We start from the raw sequence: 22,393 nt of genomic DNA, 5'->3' as shown, positions 1-22,393 counted from the left end.
TCCATGGGCAAGCTCAAGCGCAAACAGTACGAAGCGTTGCTGGAACCGATGCAGCTGGAACTGGCCAACATGGCCCGCTGGGCCCAGCACTGCGGGCAACGCGTGTTGGTGTTGTTCGAAGGACGCGACACCGCCGGCAAGGGTGGCGTGATCCAGGACATCGCCAAGCACGTCAATCCGCGCCAGTGCCGGGTAGTGGCCTTGCCCAAGCCCAGCGAACGCGAAGACAGCCAGTGGTATTTCCAGCGCCATATCGCGCACCTGCCCGCCGCCGGCGAGATCGTGCTGATGGACCGCAGCTGGTACAACCGTGCGGGCGTTGAAAAGGTGATGGGCTATTGCACCGATGCACAGTACAAAGACTTCCTCAAGCAGGCTCCGGCGTTCGAGAAACTGCTGGTCGACGATGGCATCCTGCTGTTCAAGTACTGGCTGTGCGTGGACCAGGAGCAGCAGGAAAAGCGCTTTGCCGAGCGCCGCGATGATCCACTCAAGGGCTGGAAGCTGTCACCGATCGACCTGAAATCGCGGCAGGAATACAACGCCTACACGCAGGCCCGCGAAGCCATGCTGGAGGCCACCCACACCGCGCAGGCGCCATGGACACTGGTGGATTTCAATGACCAGAAGCGTGGCCGCCTGACCCTGATCCGCGACCTGCTGGATCGCCTGCCGGATACCCACATCGATGAACCGGTGGTCGAACTGCCACCGCTGCCAGGCAGACCCAAGAAGGAGAGGTACGGCGTGGTAAAGCCGATTCCCCCGTTCGTTGTGGATGAAGAAGCCGCCAAGCCATAGCGCGCCACCAGCGCCTTGTAGTGCCGAGCCATGCTCGGCAGGAGCTTTCCCGGCAATACCCCAAAGGCTGCCCTCACCCCAGTCCCTCTCGCGTGAACGGGAGAGGGGCTTGTAGTGCCGAGCCATGCTCGGCAAGGGCATTCCCAGCCATGTCGCAGGAGCTGTAGAAACGGCGTAAGCCGCGAAGTTGGCATTGCGTGGAGAGCTGAAAAGCTACCCCTCCCCAACCCTCCCCTTCGCTACGCGAAAGGGAGGGGGCTGTTCTCGGCAATCTGCCCGATAATCGCGGCGCCGCTTTTGCTCCCTCCCTTTCGCGCAGCGAAGGGGAGGGTTGGGGAGGGGTGCTCTTGGCTTCAAAGCTTTTTGCTGTGGCCTAGAAGCTACCTCCCGCGAAAAACCACCATCCCTTTAAATCGCCTTACCCCCGGCAGCCACAATCGCCTGCTCGATCTCTTGTGCATTCACCGGACCCAGGAACTGCCTGGCCACCTTGCCGTCCGGCCCGATCAGGTAGGTCATCGGCAAGCCACGCGGCGTCGCGAAGTCCTTGGGCGGACTGAAGGTGTCGATGATGGCGATCGGATAGGCCACCGGATGCTCCTTCAGGAAGGCCTGCATCTCGTCCAGTTCGATGTCCTCATAGGCCAGGCCAACCACTTCCACGTTGCTGCGCATGGCGTGCAGCGCCGACAACTCGGGCATTTCCTGCAGGCAGGGCGCGCACCAGGTAGCCCAGAAATTCACCACCACCCATTGCCCACGGTGACTGGCCAGGTCATAGCTCTTGCCATCCACGGTTGGCACCTGCAGCTGCGGTACTTCCACCGTCTGCTGCACCACGCTGGGCTGGGTCGCCTCAGGCGCGGCCGGTGTCTCGGGTGCGGCAGCCGGCACGGCGAGAGGCGCCTGCTCGGGCTTGCACGCTGCCAGGGCCAGAGCCAGCAGCGCGACGGGAACAAACTTCTTGATCATCGACTCTCTCCGCGCTCTACATAGATGTCATCCACACGGCGCTTGAGCAGTTCGCGCAACGGCAGACGTAGTTGATCCAGGGCATCGCAGGCCGCTTGCCCGAGGCTATCCTCGCGCATCGGCAGGTATTCCTCGGCGGCGGGAATACGCAGCTGCGCGCTTTCGTACAGTTCATGCAGGCTGATGCCGTCCAGGTCGCGCGCCAGCAACCACTCCCCACGCTCGTCACGGCGCAGCACGCCAATAGCTTCCATCTGCTCCAGCAACTGCTGCAGCAAGGAGTCGGTGAGCATGGGTTCCAGCAGCAACAGCTGGTCTTCATCCAGCCCCTGCCCTCGTTGCCGCGCCTCGCGGAAGCGTCCCAGCAGACGCAGCAGGCCATAGAGCTCGCAGCCCTGTGGCAGCCGCATTGCCGCCGGTTGATAGCGGAAGGCGGCGATCGATGAGGCCAGTGACGCACCCAGCAGTACCGACACCCAGCTCAGGTAGATCCACAGCAACAGGATCGGCACGAAGGCCACCGTGCCATAGAGCTTCTGATAGGACTGGAAGCTGCCCAGGTACAGGCCCATGCCCCACTTCACCAGCTCCAGCATCAGCACCGCCAGCAGCGCACCGGGAATGGCGTGGCGCCACTTCACCGTGTGGTGCGGCACCACCCGGTAGATCAGCACCACGCAGACGAATTCGATCAGCACCGGTGTCAGTCGCAGGCCAAGATCGGCCAGCCAACGGCCCTCGGTGGTGCCGAACAAGGGCAGCGACAACACTTTGGCCGAGATCGCCAGCGAGGCAGCGGCCAGCAAGGCGCCCAGCGTCAACACCGTCCAATAGACCAGGAAGCGGGTCAGCTGCGGCCGCGCCGACGCCACCCGCCAGATCCGGTTGAAGGTCTGCTCGACGCTGTTGAGGGTGATCAGCAGCGACACCACCAGGGCCAGGAAGCCGGCCGCCGTCAGCTGCCCGGCGCTGGCCGAGAACTGTTTCAGATAGCCTTCGGCCGCACGTGCCGCCGAGGGCACGAAATTGGAGAACACATAGTCGCTCAGCGCCTCGCTCCAACGATCGAACATAGGGAACGCCGACAGCACCCCGAACACGACAATCGCCAACGGCACCAGTGCGAACACCGTGGTGTAGGCCAGCGAACCGGCGGCCTGGAACAGACGGTCGTCGAGGAAGCGCTTCCACAGGAAGCGACCGAAGCTGACGTTGCGCGCCCGGTCACGCAGGCGCTCCATCCATAGGTTGAGTGAATCCAAAGGTTCCATTCGGCAAGGGTACCCGATGCAAAGCGCGGCCCGCATCGTTGATACTGCCGGTTCCTGTAAGAGTGAGCGAATGCTGCGATGGCGGAAATCCTGGTGCTTTACTACAGCCGTGGCGGTTCGGTGGCCCGGCTGGCGCGGCAGATCGCCCGCGGTATCGGCGAGGTGCCGGGCATGAGCGCCCGCCTGCGCACGGTGCCACCGGTCGCCGCCGTCACCCAGACCAGTGCCCCGCCAGTACCAGAGGACGGCGCCCCCTATGTGGACATCGCCGATCTGGCCGAATGCGATGGCATCGTGCTCGGCAGCCCTACCCGCTTCGGCAACATGGCCGCGCCGGTCAAGCACTTCCTCGACGGCCTGGGCGCGGAATGGGTGAACGGCACCCTGGCCGGCAAGCCGGCGGCGGTATTCACCTCCACCGCCTCGATGCATGGCGGCCAGGAATCGACGCTGTTGTCGATGCACCTGCCGCTGCTGCACCACGGCTGCCTGATCGTCGGCATCCCCTTCACCGAGCCGGCACTGAGTCACACCAGCAGCGGCGGCACGCCATATGGCGCCAGCCATGTGGCCGGCAGCCAGGATGATCCGCAACCCACCGACGATGAGGCGGTGCTGGCGCGGGCGTTGGGCCGACGGGTGGCCGATATCGCCCGGCGCCTGGCGCAATGAGCGGCCGCAGCCGCGACCTGATCCTGGCCTTGGCATTGGCGCTGCTGGCCGGCCTGTATGCGTGGTGGTTCCGCGCCGACCGCCACCTGCTGGCGGTGGCCTTGGTGTTCGTGGCGCCGCCGGTACTGTTGCTGCTGGGCATACTGGCACAGCGCGCGGTCGCGCGCTTCTGGGCAGGGGTATTGGCGCTGTTCTGGTTCAGCCACGGCGTGATGGGTGCCTGGAGCCACCGCGAGACCGCACTCTACGCATGGGTCGAGATCCTGCTGGCGCTGCTGATCGTGGCCCTGGTCAGCGTACCCGGCATGCGCGCCCGTTTTGCGGCCAAGAAAGCCAGATAGCCCCAGCCCGGTTGGGGCGTTACCGACCTCCCCCTGTAGAACCGAGCCATGCTCGGCTGGGGCGTTACCGACAATCCACAGTTTGTGGGAGCGGCGTCAGCCGCGAAGCTGACATTCCTGAAACTGCAGGCAAGCTGCTGATCTGGCGGGCCGCCGGTTTCGCGGCTTACGCCGCTCCTACGAGTTGCCGATGAATCCCAGGGTACGCCCCAGCCGAGCATGGCTCGGCTCTACCTATGTGACCTGACGTGGCCCGGCGCAGCCTGCGGCATTATCATTCGCAGCATCGCGGCCCGTGCCGCTGGCAGTCACCGCAAGGATTTACCGCAATGATGGAAGAACTCCTGATCGTCACCACCGGTGGCACGATCGACAAGATCTACTTCGACGACAAGTCCGATTACCAGATCGGCGATCCGCAGATCGGCATGATCCTGCGCGAGCTGGGCGTGACCTTCCGTTTCAATGTGATCCCGATCCTGCGCAAGGACTCGCTGCACATCAGCGACGACGACCGCGAACTGATCCGCGCCACCATCGCCGCGCAGCCAACCCGTCACGTACTGGTCACCCACGGCACCGACTCGATGGTGGCCACCGGCAAGGTGCTGGCCACCATCCCCGGCAAGACCATCGTGATGACCGGCGCGCTCAGCCCGGCACGTTTCCGTGGTTCCGATGCCGAGTTCAACATCGGCTGCGCGATCGGCGCGGTGCAGTCGCTGCCGGAAGGCGTCTACATCGCCATGAACGGCCGCATCTGGAACCCGGAGAAGGTCCGCAAGAACGTCGACGCCAACCGCTTCGAATCGCTGTAAGTGGCAAAAAGCACCCGCGCTACGGCCGCATTGGACAAGGCAGGCATCGCCCATGGCGTGCATGCCTATGACTATTCGGCCGATGTCGACAGCAAAGGGCTGGCGGCAGCGCAGGCGCTGGGCATTGCCCCGCAGCGCATGTTCAAGACGCTGATGGCGTGGGTGGACAAGCAGCCACTGATCGCGGTGATTCCCTCCGATCAGCGCCTGTCCCTGAAGAAGCTTGCCGCCCACTGCGGCGGCAAGCACGCGCAGATGATGGAAATCCCCGAAGCCGAGAAGCGCAGCGGCTACAAGGTCGGCGGCATCAGTCCCTTTGCACAGCAGCGGCCGGCCAAGGTGGTGTTCGCCGCCAGCGCCGCGCAGCACGACACGCTGTACATCAACGCCGGCCAACGCGGCCTGCTGCTGGATATCGCCCCGGCCGACGCCTTCCAGGTTCTGCAGGCCAGTTGCGCCGATATCTGCGAGGACTGAGTGCCCTCACCGGCATGCGTCCGGCGACAGCACCGGGCCCATCCGCGCTGACGGGCGTTGCCTTGCACTAGAAGGTGATCGACCAGCCATTCAGACGCCCGGTATCACCACTGGCCTTGTCGTTGACGCGCAGCGTCCAAGTGCCATTCAAGGCCTCCTTGGAAAGATCGACCTCGAAGGTCTGCTTGATGTCATCGGCGCTGCCTCCTTCGTAGTTGCTCAGCAAATAGGCGCGGCCGCCAGGCGCGAGCAGCTCCACCTTCAGGTCGCCCCGCCAGCTATGGCTGATATCCACCGTTACCGGGGTGGCTGCCGGTGCGTTGGCGGTACGCCCGGATACGTTTATCGCACTCTCCACTGTGCCGTTGTCGAGGATGTCCATCCCCTCGCCGGCACGATAGGTCTGCGAGGGGACCAAGCCCCAACTTGCCTTCAGGCTCACCCCTGAATACGCCCTGTAACCCGTCAACATGACGTAATAAGTACCTGCAGCAGGCGCAGGAATGCTGCAGCTTTCGCCATTGCCTGCGCGGAACGGGCGGCAGTCGTAGGCCGAGCTGGTAGGTCGGTTTCCAGCACGTACATACAGATCCGCATCACCACTGCCGCCTGCGATACTGACAAGCAGGTTCGATGCTCCGGCAGGCAATTGCACGCTGTAATAGCGGTTGCTGCCCTTGCTGGCAGCCAGGTCGGTCAACGGCAACGCGTTGACCAGCTCAACCACCGGCTCGGGTTCGGGGTCTGGCGGCAATGTGCCACCCATCGCCACTGCAACTGCCGCCGCGGCGTTGACAATGCCTGCACCGATCTCCCGGTCCGGTGCTACCGGGAAAGGCGTTGCGGTTGCCTTGATCAGGGATTCGACCTGCGCCGGAGTCCATGCTGGATTGGATACCTGCTGTATCAGTGCCACCACCCCGGACACATGCGGTGCCGCCATCGAAGTGCCGCCACGGAAGGCGTAGTCCTCCTCCCTCGGCTGCGTGCTGCCACTGTTCAACGTTGAAATGATGAAGCTGCCCGGCCCCGCAAGATCCACCAATGGACCATGATTCGATTGCTGGCTGCGGCCCCACACCGAGCGCTTTCCATCACGATCGCTGGCCGCCACTGCGATGACGTTCGCGCAACTCGCGGGCGAAGCATTGGCTGCATTGGTGTTGCCGTTGCCGGCAGCAATGACCAATGTCGAGCCCTTTGCCACGGCCCTGTTGATCGCATTCTGCATGGTGGTACTGCAGCCCCCACCCGCGCTCAAACTGAGATTGATGACTTCAGCTGGATTCGCATTCTCCGGCACACCCTGCACCTCGTCACCCGCTGCCCAGACGATGGCATCGGCGATATCCGACATGTATCCGCCACACTGCCCCAGCACGCGCACCGGCAGGATCCTGGCGTCAGGCGCAACGCCAGCAACCCCCTTGCCGTTATTGGTCACCGCCGCGATGGTGCCTGCCACATGTGTACCATGCCAACTGGACTCCTCCGGCCCATGAAGGCCACCACATTGATTGGCAGCCACCCAGTCGCCCGGATCACTTGCATCGCCGTCACGACCATCCCCGTCGTTGGACACCGCCGTGTCGTCAATGAAGTCGAAGCCGGGTAAAACACTCGCGCTCAGGTCGCTGTGCTGGGCAATGCCTGTATCCAGCACAGCCACTACCACGCCGGAACCTGTCGCGTTGTCCCAAGCCTGCGTGGCATTGATGCCATAGCTGTCGAACAGCCCCCACTGCAAATTGAAATGCGTGTCGTCCGATACGGCAGCGATGGTATGGCGTCGATCAACTTCGACGTAGTCGACATTGCGATCGGCAGCCAAACGATGCATCAGTGCTTGTGCCTCGATGCGATCCAGCGGGGTGTCAACCTGCACCACATCCGCACCTACCGCCAGCCGCCGCAGGTGCCGCAGCGTGCCTGGCCTGCCTGCGCGCACAGGCAGCGCCCGTGCGGCAGAGGTCAAGGCGTTAGCCAGCGCGACCTTGCTCTCAATGCGAGTTGCGTCCTGGCGAAGCTTGACGATGAAGCGTTGATGCGCAGGTGCAGAGTCCAGGCCTGCCAGTTGTACTTCACCGGCCAAGGCCGGCTTGCAGAGCAGCAGGGGAAACAGCGAAGCAGTGCCAACTGCCACGAACCCACGGCGAAGCGTACGGCGCGAAATGGATGACATTGTTGAATCCTTCTGCATGGAGGTTGCCGCATGCGCGGCGCCGGTCCTGCCCGATGTGCCCAGCGTGCTCAGCACGCCCATACCCGGGTAGAACACTCCGGACCGGCCCCCTTCGCCAATCCGCCAGCAGACAGTAGGCAGGCGGATTGCGCGCTCCCATCGGCGCACTACTGAAACCACTGTCCCCATCGCCGTCATAACTCCCCGATCAATCAGTCAGGGAAGCGTGCACCGCGTGCTTCAACGCATCTTCGCCAATATCGATGCTGACAACCCTTACTCATCACATGCCTCAGCTCAAGCACCCGGCACACCCCCGAAGCGCTGCTTGCACGCCCATATTCCGTGTCGGTAATACATCGGCAAAAGCATCCTGGTCAGCACGCTGTCTCAAACGGAAACGCGGGAACGTCGTGCAGGCAGCGCGCGGCCTGTAGCCCGGGTAAGCGCAGCGCACCCGGGGCTGTTGACGGAGAGCCTGAAAGTTCGCCGGGGCATTGTTCCCGGGGGCGCTGCGCTCACCCGGGCTACAGGACTGCGGCGAAGGAGGCATCCAGCCAATCAGAACGCCATGGGAAACGTGTGCACTGGAGTCCATCAAGCAACAAACAAAAGGCCCCGGCGAAACCGCTGGGGCCGGATCACATCGCAGCTGAGCGACAGCATCAACAATCAGCGATCAACTGCCGCTTGAACTACAAACAACTCAGAACCTGATCGACCAACTGTTGATACGGCCGGTATCGCCACTGGCCTTGTCGTTGACGCGCAGCTTCCAGCTGCCATTGAGCGCTTCGCTGGACAGGTTCACGTTGAAGGTCTGCTTGATATCGTCCGCGCTGCCTCCGGCATAGTTGCTCAGCACGTAGACGCTGCCATCAGGCGCGACCAGATCCACCTTCAGATCGCCCTTCCAGGTGTGGCTGATATCAACCGTCACCAGCGTGGACGCAGGCGCGTTGCCAGTGCGTCCGGAGACGGCGATGGCGCTCTCCACCGTGGCGTTGTCAGCGATGGTGACAGCGGTTGCGTTGCTATAGGTCTGCACGCCACCACTGCCGCCACCGGTACTCCAACTGGCCTGCAGGCTGACCCCCGAGAACGCCGAGTACGCGGACAACATCACGTGGTAGGTGCCTGCCACTGGTGTTGCGAAGCTGCAGCTCTCCGCATTGCCAGTCTTGTACGGCCGGCAATCATAGGTGGACGTGGTCGGCTGGCTGCCAGCACGCACGTACATGTCGGCATCACCGCTGCCGCCGGAGCTGGCAATCACCAGATTGCTCGCGCCCGCCGGCACCTGCACGGTGAAGTACTGCGTGCTGCTGGCCGCACCGGAGAGCCCGGTGATCGGCACGCCGTTGTTCAGCACCGTGCCGCCTGGGTTCGGATTGCCACCGCCGTTGGCCGCATCCACCACTGCCTTGGCATTGAGGATGCCGGGGCCGATGCTCTGCGACGGCGTGGACGGGAACGGAGTGACGTTGGCCTTGATCAGGGCCTCGACCTGAGCCGGTGTTTTCGGCGTGGTTGAAACCGCCTGCAGCAATGCAACAACACCAGCCACGTGCGGGGTCGCCATCGAAGTACCGTTGTACGCGGCATAGCTTTCCGCACCCGGCGTGGTGGTGCCGCTGTTGAGCGTGGACAGGATGTTGGAGCCCGGTGCGGCGATGTCGATCAGCGCGCCGTAGTTGGAGAAACTCGAACGTGCGCCGGTGCTGGTCGTCGAGGCCACCGCGATCACGTTGTTGCAGTTGGCGGGCGAAGCGTTGGAGACATTGGTGTTGTCGTTGCCCGCAGCGATCACCAGCGTGGTGCCGCGACTGACCGCGCCATTGATCGCCGCCTGCGTGGTGCTGCCGCAGGCACCTGAGCCACCCAGGCTGAGATTGATCACCTCGGCCGGATTCGCATTGGCCGGCACACCGGATACCGTGCCACCGGAAGCCCAGATGATGGCATCGGCAATATCCGAGTCGTAGCCACCGCAGGTACCGAGCACACGCACCGGCACGATCTTGGCGCCATACGCCACGCCGGCAACGCCCTTGGCGTTGTTGGTGACCGCAGCAATCGTTCCGGCCACATGCGTGCCATGCCAGCTGGAACTCTGCGCGGCATGTGTGCCGCCACACTGGTTGGCGCTTACCCAATCACCCGGATCGCTGGGATCGTTGTCGCGGCCATTGCCATCGTTGGACACCGTGGTGTCGTTGATGAAGTCATAGCCCGGTAGCAGGTTGGCGGCCAGGTCGCTGTGGGCGGTGATGCCGGTATCCAGCACCGCCACCACCGAACCGGCGCCATTGGTGACATCCCAGGCCTGGTTGGCCTTGATGCCATAGGTACCGGAATAGCCCCACTGCTCGCCGTAGCGGGTGTCGTTCGGGGTCAGGCGGATGGTGTTGAGGCGATCGACCTCTACGTACTCGACGTTCGGATCGGCAGCCAGCTTGCGCATCAGGGTTTCGGCTTCGACACGGTCCAGCTTGGCATCGGCGCGGACCACATCCGCACCTACCGCCAGTCGCCGCATGTGCTGCACGCCGACGCTCTTGCCGGCGCGGGTCGGCAGCGCGCGGGCAGCGGACACCAGGGTTTTCTGCAGGGCCGCGTCGCCTGCGGCCTGGCGGCTGTCCTGACGGTATTTGACGATGAAGCGCTGATGCGTCGGCGCGGAATCCAGACCGGCCAGATGCACATCACCGGCCCAGGCCGGGGCACACAGAAGCAGGGACGACAACGAAGCAGTGCCAACAACCACCAACCCACGAACAAGCATACGGCGCGATTTGGATGACATTGATGAGCCCTTCTGCAGTGAGAGGAAGCCGCTTGCGCGGCATGCGTCCTACCCCGGGCCCTGCCAGATGCGAAGAGGTTGCTGCCCGGGTAGAACTACCCGAACCAGTCCCCTGTTACCGATCCGTTGGCGGACAGTAAATGGCGGCTGAATCGATGACAAGAGGGTTACAACAGAAACTGTTGCTCCGTCACGTTTACCCAAGTGAGTGATTCGTAAAGAAAATTTACGCACCCGTTGGTACTGCTGGCTTGCACGGCCGGGTGTCCGGACAAAGAAAAACCCGCTGCGGACAGGCCGCAGCGGGTTCTTTACTTACCCGGACCGGACGCTCAGGCGTCCAGGCGCACCAGCCAACCGTGACGGTCCGGCTGACGGCCGTACTGGATGTCGGTCAGTTCCTTGCGCAGCGACATGGTGACCTCGCCGGCCGGTGCGTTGATATCGCCAACCGAGAAGTCTTCGCCCTTGAGCTGGCCGATCGGGGTGATCACCGCAGCGGTACCACAGGCAAACACCTCGGTGATTTCGCCCGAGCTCACGCCCTGCTTCCACTCGTCGATGGTGACCTGGCGCTCTTCCACGTTCATGCCGCGGTCGCGGGCCAGCTGCAGCAGCGATTCGCGGGTGATGCCTTCCAGGATGCTGCCCGACAGTGCCGGGGTGACCAGTTTGTTTTCCTTGCCGTAGACCAGGAACACATTCATGCCGCCCAGTTCTTCCAGGTACTTGCCCTCGACCGGGTCGAGGAACAGCACCTGCGAGCAGCCCTGTGCCTGCGCCTGCTGCTGCGGCAGCAGCGAAGCGGCGTAGTTGCCGCCGCACTTGGCCGCACCGGTACCGCCCTTGGCAGCGCGCGCGTAGTCGGTGGACAGCCAGATCGCCACCGGCGCAACGCCCTTGGCGAAGTACGGGCCGGCCGGGCTGGCGATCACGTAATACGTCGCCTTGTGCGCGCCGCGCACGCCGAGGAAGGCTTCGTCGCCGATCATGAACGGGCGGAAGTACAGGCTGGCTTCGTCAGCATCGGACACCCAGTCCTTGTCCAGCGCGACCAGCTGCTTGAGCGACTCGACGAAGATATCCGCCGGCAGTTCCGGCAGCACCAGACGACGCGCCGAGCGCTGCAGGCGCGCGGCATTGGCCTGCGGACGGAAGGTCCAGACCGAGCCGTCGGCGTGACGGTAGGCCTTGATGCCTTCGAAGATTTCCTGGCCGTAATGCAGCACGGCTGCGGCCGGATCCAGCGAGATCGGACCGTACGGCGTTACCGCTGCATTGTGCCAGCCGGTGTCCTTGTCCCAGCGTACGGCCACCATGTGGTCGGTGAAGTGCAGACCAAAGCCCGGCTTTTCCAGGATTTTGGCGCGCTCCTCGGCGCTACGCGGATGGTCCGAACGGGTGACATCGAAGCTCAACGAAGACTGGGACACCGGATAATTCCTTCCAGATTGCGGGATGGGACAGCCCCGACGCCACAGCGGCAACGGGGGTGCAGCACAAACCGTCACCGGCAGCCGCCGGCACGGGCTTACAGCATGCCAGTTTCCAGGCGCGCCGCCTCGGACATCATGTGACGGCCCCACGGCGGGTCGAACACCAGGTCGACGTCGGCCTGGGCCACGGTCGGGATCATCTCCAGCTTGCTGCGCACGTCATCGACCAGGATCTCGCCCATGCCACAGCCCGGTGCGGTCAAGGTCATCTTGACGTCCACCTCGCGCTGGCCGTCATCCAGATGCTTGATATCCACTTCGTAGATAAGCCCAAGATCGACGATGTTGAACGGAATTTCCGGATCGAAGCAGGTGCGCAGCTGTTGCCACACCAGCTTCTCGACCTCCTCGTCGCCTGCGTCATCGGGCAGTTCCAGCCCCGGCGGGGGCTCCTTGCCGATGGCATCGCCGTCCTTGCCGGCGATACGGAAGAGATTGCCTTCGACAAACACCGTATAGCTGCCACCCAGTGCCTGGGTGATGTAGCCATAACTGCCGGCCGGCAAGGTCACGCTATCGCCCTGCGGCACCATCACGGCCGGGCAATCACGCTCAAAATGGACAGGTTCACTGCTACGGGAATACATGTAGATGGATATGGGGACGCGGTGGCTACCCGCAATGGCCCCATTTTATCCGACTGGGCGCCATCGCCGCTGAAACGCTATGCTGCGGAATCTGTTCGGGAATGCACATGTCGCCTGTTTCCACCTCGGCCAGCCGTAGCCGCCACTGGCTCTGGCCTGTTTTGTTGTTGCTCGGAAGCCTCACCCTGACGCTTGCCTGGATGTTTGCCGCCCTGGCCACCGGCACCCAGGCTGGCTGGATGGCCGTGCTGGCTGCGCTGGAAGCGGCGTGGATGCTGCGCCTGGGCGCATTCAGGCCGGGCCCGGCGCGGGCTGCTGTAACCATCCTTGCAACCCTCCTGATCGCTGTGATCGCCAACTGGCTGATTGCAGCAGCCTATGTCGGCGGCCCGATGGGTCTTAGCCCTTGGGAATCAGCCCTGCGTATGGGTCCGCATTTCGCCTGGACCCTGCTCTCGCTGGCCAACGGCCTGGGTGAGTTGATCTGGCTGGGTATCGCGCTGCTGGTTGCGTGGCGTGTTGGCCGTTGAACGCTGACCAAGCATCGTAGCTCACCCAAGTCGGTCGATATCGGTTCCGCAGCGAAGATGGATTTCCACGCAGTCGACTGCTCCAACCCTGCAGCAGGGTTCACCGCACTGCACCCGCAACAGCGCTGATCCATTGGCCAATCAAATGCCCCGTCCGGAGGCTGATTCCGGCTGAGCCCGCGTGCGCGGAGGTCCGGCCAGCGATCAGTCAACAACGGCGACACCGCTTCGCCAGGCCGATTGCGCCACTCCCACCGCATCCAATATGCGGACAGCGACCTCATTGGAATTCGCAGGAATATGCGGCGTCCGCCGCTTTCACATTCCCGATTCGGCAAACCCTGAGCACAGCCCAACGTTCTTCCTGATTGGTACAGGTGAGGGATTCGGCCATCGCCTGCGTCTGAAATGAGCAGAGCTCCACAAAAAGCTCAAACGGCGACCGGAGTGATTCCGGTTAACAACGCGACTTCGCGCCCGCCGTCCGTTCACGCAGAAACCATGGGGAAGCGCGATGGGCATCAAACATCATCTTGTTCAGGGTTCACAGCCGCTCGATCTATCCATTCAACGTCTGGACTGCGTCCACGCCATCATCGGCAGAGGCAAAGGTGGACGACTGATCATTCCTGCAGGCTGGATCAGCGTCACCCTGGTCCTGCGTGGTTCACTGGAACTGGGCAATGGCGATCTGCCCTGGCAGCTCCAGGCCCGGCAACTTCAACTATGGGTCGACGGCAGCCTGCGCCAAACCAGCCGTGAACAAGCCTGGTGGCTGTGCATCGCCGCCCCTGCAGCACTGTGGCAGAAGCAACCAAAATCCACTGCATCCATCTTCAACTGCCTGATTCCCCGCGAAACAACCTGCGACAACGGGCTCGCACGCGCAGTGTTGCACCTGTGCCGTCCCCGCTGGTTCAAGCACAATTCCGCAGTCAATGACGCTACCTACAAACTGGGCATGCTGCGTGACGCGTTGATCGAACGCCAACAGCCGATGCAAACCCAGCTGGAACGCTGCAGTGGTCGCACCATATTGCGTCGCCACCAGACGCTGCTGCGGCTGCTACGCGTGCAACACCTGATCCGCTGCACCATCGAGACCCGCCTGGACCTGATCAGCCTGGCGGCGGTAGCGAATTACTCGCCTACACACCTGATCCGCATCTACCGCGAGGTCTTTGGTGAAACACCCAGCGAGTACGCCGCAAGACTGCGCAACAAGCGTGCGCTGGACCTGGTGTGCAACACCGACCTGTCGGTCTGTGAGATCGCCGAGTCATTGGGATTTGAAAGTGAAAGCGCGTTTTGCCGCGCATTCAAGCACGCCTTCGGCTGCACCACCACCGCCGCCAGGCGTGGCCAGCAGGTAGAAGCGAGCGCACTGATCGCACCCAACCTGCAGCCTCCCCGCAATACCGTGGTTGCACCGCCCATGCAGCAATGGGCGGTGGCCTCCTGACCACCACCCAGCGGTATCAATGCCCGCCGTCCAGCGCCTTGAGTTCGCTGACCAGGGCGCTGGCCGCCTCGGCACCATCGCCGTACAACATGCGGGTGTTGTCCGCGTAGAACAGCGCGTTCTCGATCCCGGCAAAACCGGTACCTTTGCCGCGCTTGATGACGATGGTGTTCCTGGAATTGACCACATCCAGGATCGGCATGCCGTAGATCGGACTGGTCGGGTCGGTCTTGGCGACCGGGTTGACCACGTCGTTGGCACCGATCACCAGCGACACGTCGGTGTTGGCAAACTCCGGATTGATGTCGTCCATGTCGGCGATCAGGTCATACGGCACGCCGGCCTCGGCCAGCAGCACGTTCATATGACCGGGCATGCGCCCGGCCACCGGATGGATCGCGAACTTCACCTTGACCCCGCGTTCGATCAGGCGCTGCGCCAGCTCCCAGATCTTGTGCTGGGCCTGCGCCACCGCCATGCCGTAACCGGGCACGATCACCACGCGCTCGGCGAAGGCCATCATCGCCGCGACATCGGCTGCCTCGATGGGCTTCTGCGAGCCGCTGATTTCCGCGCCCTGGCCGCCGCCACCGAAGTTGGAGAACAACACACCGCTGATGGGACGGTTCATCGCCTTGGCCATCAAGCGGGTCAGCAGGATACCGGCCGCACCAACCATCATGCCGGCGATGATCAATGCCTCGTTGCCGAGCACGTAACCTTCAAACGCCACAGCAAGGCCGGTGAACGCGTTGTACAGCGAAATCACCACAGGCATGTCGGCACCGCCAATCGGCAGCGTCATCAGCACGCCCAGCGCCAAGGCGACCACGAAGAAGCTGATGATCGCCACCGGCTGCAGGCTGATTGCCGCCCATGCACCCAGCACCACCATCGCGACAGCGACCAGCAGATTGAAAACCTGCTGCCCCGGGAAGGTGACGCGCTTGTCCAAGCGACCATCAAGCTTTGCCCAGGCAATGATCGACCCGGACAGCGATACCGCGCCGATCGCCGAACCAATCACCGCCAGCGCCAGCACCGTATTCGACGGCAACCGCGCCGACAGATCGGCGATGGCCTGTGCACTCCAATGGCTGGTGTCGCGGTTGGCCAGCTCGGAAAAGCGCAGCAGCTCCACCGCACCAATCGCCGCCGCCGAACCACCACCCATGCCGTTGTAAAGCGCGACCATCTGCGGCATGTCGGTGATGGCCACTTTCTTCGCCGATACCCAGGCCAAGCCGGTACCCAGCACAAGGGCAACCGCGATCAGCGCGAGGTTATGCAGGCCAGGCAGGAAGAACGTCGCTGCAGTCGCGATCAACATGCCCGCGCCAGCCCATTGGATGCCACTGCGCGCGGTCTTGGGCGAGGCCATGCGCTGCAGGCCGAGCAGGAACAGCGTCGCGGCAACCAGGTAACTCGTATTGACCAGGATCGATATGCTCATGCATCGGCCTCCAGAGCCGTGTCGGAGTGGCAAGCAGCCTGCTTGTCGAGGCGATGGTGCTCGCGCATTTCAATGGCGGTCTTGAGCAGGCCGATCATGCCCAGCCCGAATGCCACCATGCCCAGCGCCAGTTGCGACAAGGCCGTGGTCGGCGCAAGCGCGGCGCCCAGCAATCCCAGCACGATCGGCAGCAGTGCCTGCGCGCTGAGCAGCCACAGCATCAGGCCACCCTTGCGCGGGTCCTGCCAGACTTTCTTCGACATGTTGTTCTGGGTCTTGGACGGGTCCTGCAGCGAGGACATGCCCACGCCCACACCCGCATACAGCAGTGCGCTGTTGTAGGCATCAAGCGCGCCCTCCATGCCATTGAACAGCGGCCGTGCCGCATAGGCGAAAGCCACCAGCAACGCCGGATACTGCAGGTAGCTGAGCCACTGGAAAACCTGCCGCGCGCCGATGGAGGAACCGCCCGCAATACCAGTGGAAGAACTCACTTGTCCTTCCCTTCCGGCTTCTTCGAGCTCTTGAACATATCCAGCATGCGCTCGGTCACCACATAACCGCCGGCCGCATTGCCTGCGCCCAGGGCCACGGCGATGAAGCCGATGACCTTCTCCAGCGTGGTATCGGCATGGCCGAGCACCACCATCGCACCGATCAACACGATGCCGTGGATGAAGTTGGAACCGGACATCAACGGTGTGTGCAGGATCACCGGCACCCGCGAGATGATCACGTGGCCGGCAATCGCTGCCAGCATGAAGATGTACAACGCTACGAACCCGTCGCTCATTGCTTGGTCTCTCCGAGGCTGGAAGCGCCTGTCCGGCATCATAACCATCTGGCCGAAGCCGGCGCGACCGTTGCGTTGTCAACCGATTCCGCACCCGTGCGTTATCACTCCCAGAGACCACGATCGGGACGCTACCCTGTGCTGGTGACCAGCCCACCCTTGATGCCGCCTGTTGCTGTACCCGCCTCGCTGGACGCGTTCCTGGCGGGCATCGGCCCGCGCGCGTTCCGTTTCGCCGAGGCCGGCCTGCGCCAGCGCGACGATGCGTTGGACGCGGTACAGGACGCCATGGAGCGCATGCTGGGCTATCGCGAGCGGCCCGCGGAGGAATGGACGGCCTTGTTCTGGAGCATCCTGCGCCGGCGCATCATCGACCTGCAGCGCCGCCGCAGCTTCCGCCTGAAGTTCTGGGTACCCCAGGAAGACCACGACCAGGACAGCACCATCGACTGGGCCGACGAAGCACTGGGCCCTGCGCAGACCCATGAACAACAGCGCGAGTACGCGCAGCTGGTGCAGGCCCTGCGGCAGCTGCCGGCCCGCCAGCGCGAAGCCTTCAGCCTGCGCGTGCTGCAGGAACTGGACGTGGCCACCACCGCCAAAGCCATGGGCTGCTCGGAAGGCTCGGTAAAAACCCACCTGTCGCGCGCACGCGACGCATTGCAGAAACAACTGGAGGCCACGCGGTGAACCGCCTGCCCACACATCCCGAAGCATTCGACCATCAGGCCCGGCAGCTGCAGCAGCGTGCCGATGCCGCGCTGTCTCCCGCCACCCTGGCGCGGCTGCGGCAGGCCCGGCAGCAGGCCGGCACGGCGAGCACACCATCGGTATGGCGCCGCCATCGCTGGTGGCTGGCGACCGCCTGCTCGGCGCTGCTGGCCGTGCCGGTAGCGATGCAGTTCAACCACAGCACGCAGCCACCTGCTGCGCCCCTGATCGCCAGCCAGAACGTTGACGCTGACGCTGACGACAGCTTGCTGTTCGACGAAAGCCCGGAGCTGTACCTGTGGCTGGGCTCCGACAATCTGGCGATGGAATGACGATGATGAAAACCTTGCTGTCCTACCTGCTGCCGTTGCTGTTGATCTGTGCCAGCGTCCCTGCTATCGCCCAGCAACAGTTGCCCGAATGGGACCAGCTGACCCCCGCCCAGCGCGAGACCCTGATCGCACCGGTGCGGGATCGCTGGAACAGCTCCTCCCCCGATCGCCGCCAACGCAGCTATGAGCATGCCCGCAGCTGGCAGCAGATGACCCCGGCGCAGCGCGAGCAGGCCCGTCGCGGCATGCACCGTTTCGAGAACATGTCGCCGGACCAGCGCCGCGACGCGCAGGCGCTGTTCGACAAGATGCGCGGCATGGACAAGGACCAGCGCCAGCAGCTGCGCGAGCAGTGGAACAGGATGAGCCCGGAACAGCGCCGGCAATGGGTGCAGGCCAACCCGCCAGCGGCTCGCTCCCCGCGCTGATCCCGTCGGCAGTGCCGAGCCATGCTCGGCAGGGGCTTTCCCAGCGAAAAGCCGCCCTCACCCCAACCCCTCTCCCGCATGCGGGAGAGGGGCTAAAGCCAGTGCCAATCCAGCCCTGTAGTGCCGAGCCATGCTCGGCGGGGGCTTTAGCAGCGAAAAGCCGCCCTCACCCAACCCCTCTCCCGCACGCGGGAGAGGGGCTAAAGCCGGGGCCGATCCAGCCCTGTAGTGCCGAGCCATGCTCGGCAGGGGCTTTCCCAGCGAAAAGCCGCCCTCACCCCACCCCCTCTCCCGCATGCGGGAGAGGGGCTAAAGCCGGGGCCCATCCAGCCCTGTAGTGCCGAGCCATGCTCGGCAGGGGCTTTAGCAGCGAAAAGCCGCCCTCACCCCAACCCCTCTCCCGTATGCGGGAGAGGGGCTAAAGCCGGGGCCGATCCAGCCCTGTAGTGCCGAGCCATGCTCGGCAGGGGCTTTCCAGGCAATACCAGCACCCTTGTGGGAGCGGCGTAAGCCGCGAAGCTGACTTCAATGAAATAAACGCAGGCGCCTGCATCCCGATGGATGATCGGCTTCGCGGCTTACGCCGCTCCTACAAGGTGGTTTCCAGGTAGAGCCCCTGCCGAGCATGGCCCGGCTCTACCCAGCCCGGTCGGATGGCTCAGACCGGCGGAATCTCGCCCCCAGCGGGGCGCGGCGGCCACACGGTCTTGGCCAGCAACTCGTCATTCCAGTCGAACGACACCTTGCCGTCCTTCAGGAACAAGGCCACGAAGTTGTAGACGTTGCGGGCGAACATCTCGCTTGCGTGCACCGCACCCATGCTGGCCAGGTTGAGCGGACCGGCGACGGTCACGCCACCAACCTCAATGGTCTGGCCCGGCTGGGTGGCTTCACAGTTGCCACCGGTTTCCGCAGCCAGATCGACAATCACGCTGCCCGGGCGCATGCCCGCCACCATCGCCGCGGTGACGATTTTCGGCGCCGGACGCCCCGGCACGGCCGCAGTGCAGACCACCACGTCCACGCCTTTCAGATGCTCGGCCAAGCGTCGCTGCTGTTCAGCGCGCTCGTCATCGGTCAGCTGCCGCGCGTAACCGCCTTCACCTGCCGCACTGACGCCCAGATCCAGGAATTTGCCGCCCAGCGACTCAATCTGCTCACGGGTTTCCGGGCGCACATCGAAGCCCTCGACCGCTGCACCCAGGCGCTTGGCCGTGGCAACCGCCTGCAGGCCTGCAACGCCAGCGCCAACGATCAATACCTTGGACGGGCGGATGGTGCCTGCGGCGGTGGTCAGCATCGGGAAGAAGCGCGGCGCCAGCTGCGCGGCGATCAGGGTCGCCTTGTAGCCGGCCATGCCGGCCTGCGAGCTGAGCACATCCATCGCCTGCGCACGGGTTGTACGCGGCAATCGTTCCAGCGGAAAGGTCTGCAGCTGTCGCGCCTGCAGTGCGGCCGCACGCGCGGGATCGGCTTCAGGCTGCACGCCGCCCACCAGCACCGCACCCGTCTTCAAGCGGGCAATGCTGGACAAGGATGGCGCCTGTACACACAACACCAGGTCCGCGCCTTCCAACGCGTCACCCAGCTGTGCACCTGCATCCACATAGGCCTGGTCGGGGAAGCCCGCGGCCGTACCGGCGCCGGCCTGCAGGTGTACCTGCGCGCCGGCTGAAACAAGCTTCTTCACCGTTTCCGGCGTGGCGGCAACGCGTCGCTCGCCCTCAGCGGTTTCCTTCAATACCAAGACATCTACGGCCATTCCAGTCCTCGATGCGCAGCGGATCAACCGCCGGATCGTAGCAAAGCCGATGCCCTGTGCGGCAGGCCCTGGCCTGCCGGTCTGCGGTCAGTGCGCCGCGCCCTGCGGCTCAAGGCGGTCGATCACGCCTTGCATGGCGCTGTCGAAGGCGCCGTCATCCACATGCGGACGCAGCCGTTCCAGGCGCACCATCACCGCCAGCTCTTCCGGCGAGGCCACGCAGAAGCGGATGCCGCGACGGTTGACGAACAGCAGTCGCGAGGAGATCGGGCTCACCCACGACAACTTGCCGGCCTGCATCTTGCCGTCCTTGTCGATGAAATCCAGCCAGGTACCAATCTCCATTCGCCGGAAACGCTCGGCATCGGTGTCGTCAAAATCTTCGGCCTTGGTCGCACTGCCAAACTCGATGGCCGGCGTTTCCGGCGCTGGTGGCGTGGGCAGGGCAACCGGTGGCAGCTCCGGCAACGCACGCTCGAGCTCCGGGCGCAGCTCGGCGACGGACTGCAAGGTGTCATGCAAGGCATCGATGGCCGTGGTGCCGCCGTCGCCATGCAGGCCGACACTGGCAAACACCTTGCGCAGACCCGGCTGGCAGGACTGCAACCACGGCTTGCCAACGATATGACGGCGCGCCTCGGCCACTTCCTCCAGCACGTCGTCTGCCAGCTTCAAGGCTTCGGTCACGCCCTCGCCTTCGTCACCTTCGCGCAGCAGGGTAAGGGTGAGATGGTGGTTCCAGGGCTGGCGAAGGAAGTCTTCGATGGCCTTGGGCAGGCTGGTATCGGCGACACGCTTGTCCAGCTCGGCGCTGGCACGATTACGTGCAACCTCGAGCTTTTCCTGGCCGCGCTGGGTTTCCGCGGCACGCCGTTCGGTGATTTCAACACGACGACGGTGCTGCGCGAGGAAGTCGCGGAATTCTTCTTCCAGGGTAAGGAAGATCGCCAGGTTCTCGTTGAACTCGGCGGTCAGCCGTTCAATGATTTCCTCAACCTTGCCCATCAGCGCGCGCTCGGCCTGGCTTTCACCGGCATTGCCCTCGCAGGCCTCGGCCAGCGAATTGAGCAACTTGCGTGCGGGATGGGTCTTCTGCACGAACATGCGCCGGTCGAGCATGGCGACCTTGACGAAAGGAACTACCAGCCGGCCGATCAACTCGCGCGAGCGGCCCTCAAGGTCCCGCTCGTCCAACATCACATCAAACAGCATGCCGACCAGGTCGATCGCATCCTCGTCCTGCGGGTCCAGATGCGTCTGCTGCGGATCAACGCCCAGCCGCGTCGCGCCGGACAGCACTTCACTCTTGAGCCGCTGCGCCAGCGATTCACCGTCCTCGCCCACCGCCGCGCGCAGGGTTGCGCTGGGCGTGGCCTGCAGCAGCGACAACACCGACATCATCTCGCGCTGGTTCAAGGAACGCTGATGGCTAGCGCCGGCTTGCCCCGCGTCCGCTGAAGATGCTGAGGCACCTTCACGGGTCTGCCGGCTCTGCGCCAGCAATTCGTGCAGTGCTTCCAGCACCATGTTCTGTGGATTGCCGAAGGCCTGTTCGGCCTCGAAGCCCGCCGCTGCCTGCGCGGCAGCCTGGCCGGCCATGCTGCCACGGCGCTGGCTCCAACGCTCGGAAAAGCGCCGCGCCCACATCGGCGCGTGACCCGGGTCAAACCCGTCCTCTTCTTCCTGTGCAGCCTGCTCCATCTGTTCAGCAGGCGTGCGCTGCGGTGCGGAGCGACGTGGTGCAGCGATCTCGGGGGCCGCACCGGCCTGAGCCAGTCGCTCGTCTACTGCCTGGTAGAGCTTGCCGATACCGGCCGCAAACTCACGCTCGCACAGCTTGAACAGCACCAACCGCACTTCTGCGGCCAGGTCGCAGGTATAGAACGCCTCGTGCACGGCAACACCAATGTGTTCCGGGCCGATCGGGTTGGTATCGGCATCCAGCGCCGCCACCCCGGCCACCCAGGCCAGGCGGTGATCGATGCGCTGCAATACCTGCTTCCAGTCACGCAGCAGCACGGTCGCAAAATTGCGCACGGCCAAGCGTGACTCAAGAATATGCTCGGGCACCAGGCTCAGACCGCCATCGCTCTGCCCGGCCAGTACGGTTTCCGCCGACTGCGGGGTGCCTGCTTCCAGCGCGGCCCAGGCCTGCTGAAGGTGCGAGTCGAAGCGGCGCGAGATCTCATCGCGACGGCGGCGCAGCTCGCGCATGCCGTCCAGGAATGCCAGCTGCGACGAGCCCGCCGTCTCCGCACGGTCGAACAAGGCATCGTCAAACCCCGCCAGCACCTTGGCGAAAGCCTGTGACAGCACAGGCAGGGCAGCCTCGCGGGCCACGCCAAGCAGGTTCTGGTTGCGACCGGGCTGACCGGCGGGATGCGGACTGGACATCATGCGCAAAGGCTCCACACCCATACAGGCGCTGATCTTCTTGTAAACGATTGAGGAAATGCAGACGCGGCCCCTGAATCCGCACGCGCATGGTAGGCGGAGAAG

Annotated in this window: 19 protein-coding genes and 4 pseudogenes; 10 read left to right on the top strand and 13 right to left on the bottom strand. The window is 64.0% G+C overall.

What is annotated here, in order from left to right; genetic code table 11:
* The first annotated feature begins 3 nt into the window (after nucleotides 1-3).
* Nucleotides 4-801, top strand: coding sequence for a polyphosphate kinase 2 (gene ppk2 / locus QMX78_RS04915; RefSeq protein ID WP_282267122.1), 798 nt, complete (start codon nucleotides 4-6; stop codon nucleotides 799-801).
* Between the two features lie 408 nt (nucleotides 802-1,209).
* On the opposite strand, the gene QMX78_RS04910 is transcribed toward ppk2, so the two are convergent.
* Nucleotides 1,210-1,773 carry a TlpA disulfide reductase family protein gene (locus tag QMX78_RS04910; RefSeq protein ID WP_282267120.1) on the bottom strand — a complete coding sequence of 188 codons (564 nt, stop codon included), beginning with the start codon at nucleotides 1,771-1,773 and terminating at the stop codon, nucleotides 1,210-1,212.
* Complete coding sequence (locus QMX78_RS04905) at nucleotides 1,770-3,044, bottom strand: YihY family inner membrane protein (RefSeq protein WP_282267118.1); 1,275 nt, start codon at nucleotides 3,042-3,044, stop codon at nucleotides 1,770-1,772. The genes QMX78_RS04910 and QMX78_RS04905 overlap by 4 nt, the downstream gene beginning before the upstream one ends.
* 78 nt (nucleotides 3,045-3,122) lie before the next feature.
* Between QMX78_RS04905 and wrbA the strand changes: the two genes are divergently transcribed.
* The 4 genes from wrbA to ybaK all read left to right on the top strand — a co-directional run bounded on the left by wrbA (nucleotide 3,123) and on the right by ybaK (nucleotide 5,352).
* Entirely contained in the window at nucleotides 3,123-3,716 is a 594-nt protein-coding gene (wrbA, locus tag QMX78_RS04900) for an NAD(P)H:quinone oxidoreductase (protein ID WP_282267116.1), read from the top strand.
* Nucleotides 3,713-4,057, top strand: a complete 345-nt coding sequence (locus QMX78_RS04895) for a DUF2069 domain-containing protein (protein ID WP_282267114.1) — start codon at nucleotides 3,713-3,715, stop codon at nucleotides 4,055-4,057. Before wrbA ends, QMX78_RS04895 begins: the two co-directional genes overlap by 4 nt.
* A 332-nt stretch (nucleotides 4,058-4,389) precedes the next feature.
* Nucleotides 4,390-4,875: an asparaginase domain-containing protein gene (locus tag QMX78_RS04890; protein ID WP_282267147.1), complete on the top strand. Its 486-nt coding sequence runs from the start codon at nucleotides 4,390-4,392 to the stop codon at nucleotides 4,873-4,875.
* The gene (ybaK, locus tag QMX78_RS04885) at nucleotides 4,876-5,352 is read left to right on the top strand and encodes a Cys-tRNA(Pro) deacylase (RefSeq protein WP_282267112.1); all 477 of its coding nucleotides are present in this window, start codon (nucleotides 4,876-4,878) and stop codon (nucleotides 5,350-5,352) included.
* 67 nt (nucleotides 5,353-5,419) lie between these two features.
* On the opposite strand, the pseudogene QMX78_RS04880 reads toward ybaK, so the two are convergent.
* The 6 genes and pseudogenes from QMX78_RS04880 to sufT form a co-directional block, all read right to left on the bottom strand.
* Nucleotides 5,420-5,641, bottom strand: a pseudogene (locus QMX78_RS04880) (proprotein convertase P-domain-containing protein); the annotation flags it as partial.
* 132 nt (nucleotides 5,642-5,773) lie between these two features.
* Nucleotides 5,774-7,534, bottom strand: a pseudogene (locus QMX78_RS04875) (S8 family peptidase); the annotation flags it as partial.
* A gap of 706 nt (nucleotides 7,535-8,240) precedes the next feature.
* A pseudogene (locus QMX78_RS04870) lies at nucleotides 8,241-8,465 on the bottom strand (proprotein convertase P-domain-containing protein); the annotation flags it as partial.
* A 141-nt stretch (nucleotides 8,466-8,606) separates the two neighbouring features.
* A pseudogene (locus QMX78_RS04865) lies at nucleotides 8,607-10,340 on the bottom strand (S8 family peptidase); the annotation flags it as partial.
* 332 nt (nucleotides 10,341-10,672) lie between these two features.
* A complete protein-coding gene (locus tag QMX78_RS04860) occupies nucleotides 10,673-11,773 on the bottom strand; it encodes a branched-chain amino acid aminotransferase (protein ID WP_282267110.1) in 1,101 nt (366 codons plus the stop codon).
* Between the two features lie 98 nt (nucleotides 11,774-11,871).
* Nucleotides 11,872-12,423, bottom strand: coding sequence for a putative Fe-S cluster assembly protein SufT (gene sufT / locus QMX78_RS04855; RefSeq protein WP_282267108.1), 552 nt, complete (start codon nucleotides 12,421-12,423; stop codon nucleotides 11,872-11,874).
* A 107-nt stretch (nucleotides 12,424-12,530) separates the two neighbouring features.
* Between sufT and QMX78_RS04850 the strand changes: the two genes are divergently transcribed.
* A complete protein-coding gene (locus QMX78_RS04850; protein WP_282267106.1) occupies nucleotides 12,531-12,953 on the top strand; it encodes a hypothetical protein in 423 nt (140 codons plus the stop codon).
* A 514-nt stretch (nucleotides 12,954-13,467) separates the two neighbouring features.
* Nucleotides 13,468-14,415 carry an AraC family transcriptional regulator gene (locus QMX78_RS04845; protein WP_282267104.1) on the top strand — a complete coding sequence of 316 codons (948 nt, stop codon included), beginning with the start codon at nucleotides 13,468-13,470 and terminating at the stop codon, nucleotides 14,413-14,415.
* A 16-nt stretch (nucleotides 14,416-14,431) separates the two neighbouring features.
* Here QMX78_RS04845 and QMX78_RS04840 read toward each other — a convergent pair whose 3' ends face one another.
* The 3 genes from QMX78_RS04840 to QMX78_RS04830 are packed head-to-tail and all read right to left on the bottom strand — an operon-like array spanning nucleotide 14,432 to nucleotide 16,661.
* Entirely contained in the window at nucleotides 14,432-15,868 is a 1,437-nt protein-coding gene (locus QMX78_RS04840; RefSeq protein ID WP_282267101.1) for an NAD(P)(+) transhydrogenase (Re/Si-specific) subunit beta, read from the bottom strand.
* Nucleotides 15,865-16,362 (bottom strand): hypothetical protein, encoded by a 498-nt coding sequence (locus QMX78_RS04835; protein ID WP_282267099.1) that lies wholly within the window; start codon nucleotides 16,360-16,362, stop codon nucleotides 15,865-15,867. Before QMX78_RS04835 ends, QMX78_RS04840 begins: the two co-directional genes overlap by 4 nt.
* A complete protein-coding gene (locus QMX78_RS04830; RefSeq protein ID WP_282267096.1) occupies nucleotides 16,359-16,661 on the bottom strand; it encodes an NAD(P) transhydrogenase subunit alpha in 303 nt (100 codons plus the stop codon). The genes QMX78_RS04835 and QMX78_RS04830 overlap by 4 nt, the downstream gene beginning before the upstream one ends.
* 162 nt (nucleotides 16,662-16,823) lie before the next feature.
* On the opposite strand from QMX78_RS04830, the gene QMX78_RS04825 reads away from it, so the two are divergent.
* From QMX78_RS04825 to QMX78_RS04815, 3 genes are read left to right on the top strand one after another with little or no spacing between them, the layout of a single operon-like run.
* Nucleotides 16,824-17,351, top strand: coding sequence for an RNA polymerase sigma factor (locus tag QMX78_RS04825; protein WP_282267093.1), 528 nt, complete (start codon nucleotides 16,824-16,826; stop codon nucleotides 17,349-17,351).
* Entirely contained in the window at nucleotides 17,348-17,704 is a 357-nt protein-coding gene (locus QMX78_RS04820; RefSeq protein ID WP_282267092.1) for a hypothetical protein, read from the top strand. Before QMX78_RS04825 ends, QMX78_RS04820 begins: the two co-directional genes overlap by 4 nt.
* Nucleotides 17,701-18,132, top strand: coding sequence for a DUF3106 domain-containing protein (locus QMX78_RS04815; protein ID WP_282267090.1), 432 nt, complete (start codon nucleotides 17,701-17,703; stop codon nucleotides 18,130-18,132). The genes QMX78_RS04820 and QMX78_RS04815 overlap by 4 nt, the downstream gene beginning before the upstream one ends.
* Before the next feature lie 658 nt (nucleotides 18,133-18,790).
* Here the strand turns inward: QMX78_RS04815 and QMX78_RS04810 are convergent.
* Together QMX78_RS04810 and QMX78_RS04805 are read right to left on the bottom strand one after the other, a co-directional pair.
* On the bottom strand, nucleotides 18,791-19,894 hold the full coding sequence (locus tag QMX78_RS04810) for an NAD(P) transhydrogenase subunit alpha (RefSeq protein ID WP_282267087.1): 1,104 nt from the start codon (nucleotides 19,892-19,894) through the stop codon (nucleotides 18,791-18,793).
* Nucleotides 19,895-19,981: 87 nt separating this feature from the next.
* Nucleotides 19,982-22,291 carry a DUF1631 domain-containing protein gene (locus tag QMX78_RS04805; RefSeq protein ID WP_282267085.1) on the bottom strand — a complete coding sequence of 770 codons (2,310 nt, stop codon included), beginning with the start codon at nucleotides 22,289-22,291 and terminating at the stop codon, nucleotides 19,982-19,984.
* Between the last annotated feature and the right edge of the window lie 102 nt (nucleotides 22,292-22,393).

The organism is Stenotrophomonas sp. PS02298, assembly GCF_029959445.1.
GTDB lineage: Bacteria > Pseudomonadota > Gammaproteobacteria > Xanthomonadales > Xanthomonadaceae > Stenotrophomonas.
This window is presented reverse-complemented; position numbering and strand designations above follow the sequence as displayed.

Coding starts and splice junctions, on each gene's coding strand:
- QMX78_RS04845 (WP_282267104.1), top strand. CDS start 13,468: ATGGGCATCAAACATCATCTTGTTCAGGGTTCACAGCCGCTCGATCTA.
- QMX78_RS04810 (WP_282267087.1), bottom strand. CDS start 19,894: ATGGCCGTAGATGTCTTGGTATTGAAGGAAACCGCTGAGGGCGAGCGA.
- QMX78_RS04825 (WP_282267093.1), top strand. CDS start 16,824: ATGCCGCCTGTTGCTGTACCCGCCTCGCTGGACGCGTTCCTGGCGGGC.
- QMX78_RS04815 (WP_282267090.1), top strand. CDS start 17,701: ATGACGATGATGAAAACCTTGCTGTCCTACCTGCTGCCGTTGCTGTTG.
- QMX78_RS04890 (WP_282267147.1), top strand. CDS start 4,390: ATGGAAGAACTCCTGATCGTCACCACCGGTGGCACGATCGACAAGATC.
- QMX78_RS04830 (WP_282267096.1), bottom strand. CDS start 16,661: ATGAGCGACGGGTTCGTAGCGTTGTACATCTTCATGCTGGCAGCGATT.
- QMX78_RS04910 (WP_282267120.1), bottom strand. CDS start 1,773: ATGATCAAGAAGTTTGTTCCCGTCGCGCTGCTGGCTCTGGCCCTGGCA.
- wrbA (WP_282267116.1), top strand. CDS start 3,123: ATGGCGGAAATCCTGGTGCTTTACTACAGCCGTGGCGGTTCGGTGGCC.
- QMX78_RS04905 (WP_282267118.1), bottom strand. CDS start 3,044: ATGGAACCTTTGGATTCACTCAACCTATGGATGGAGCGCCTGCGTGAC.
- ppk2 (WP_282267122.1), top strand. CDS start 4: ATGGGCAAGCTCAAGCGCAAACAGTACGAAGCGTTGCTGGAACCGATG.
- QMX78_RS04805 (WP_282267085.1), bottom strand. CDS start 22,291: ATGATGTCCAGTCCGCATCCCGCCGGTCAGCCCGGTCGCAACCAGAAC.
- QMX78_RS04850 (WP_282267106.1), top strand. CDS start 12,531: ATGTCGCCTGTTTCCACCTCGGCCAGCCGTAGCCGCCACTGGCTCTGG.
- sufT (WP_282267108.1), bottom strand. CDS start 12,423: ATGTATTCCCGTAGCAGTGAACCTGTCCATTTTGAGCGTGATTGCCCG.
- QMX78_RS04840 (WP_282267101.1), bottom strand. CDS start 15,868: ATGAGCATATCGATCCTGGTCAATACGAGTTACCTGGTTGCCGCGACG.
- QMX78_RS04895 (WP_282267114.1), top strand. CDS start 3,713: ATGAGCGGCCGCAGCCGCGACCTGATCCTGGCCTTGGCATTGGCGCTG.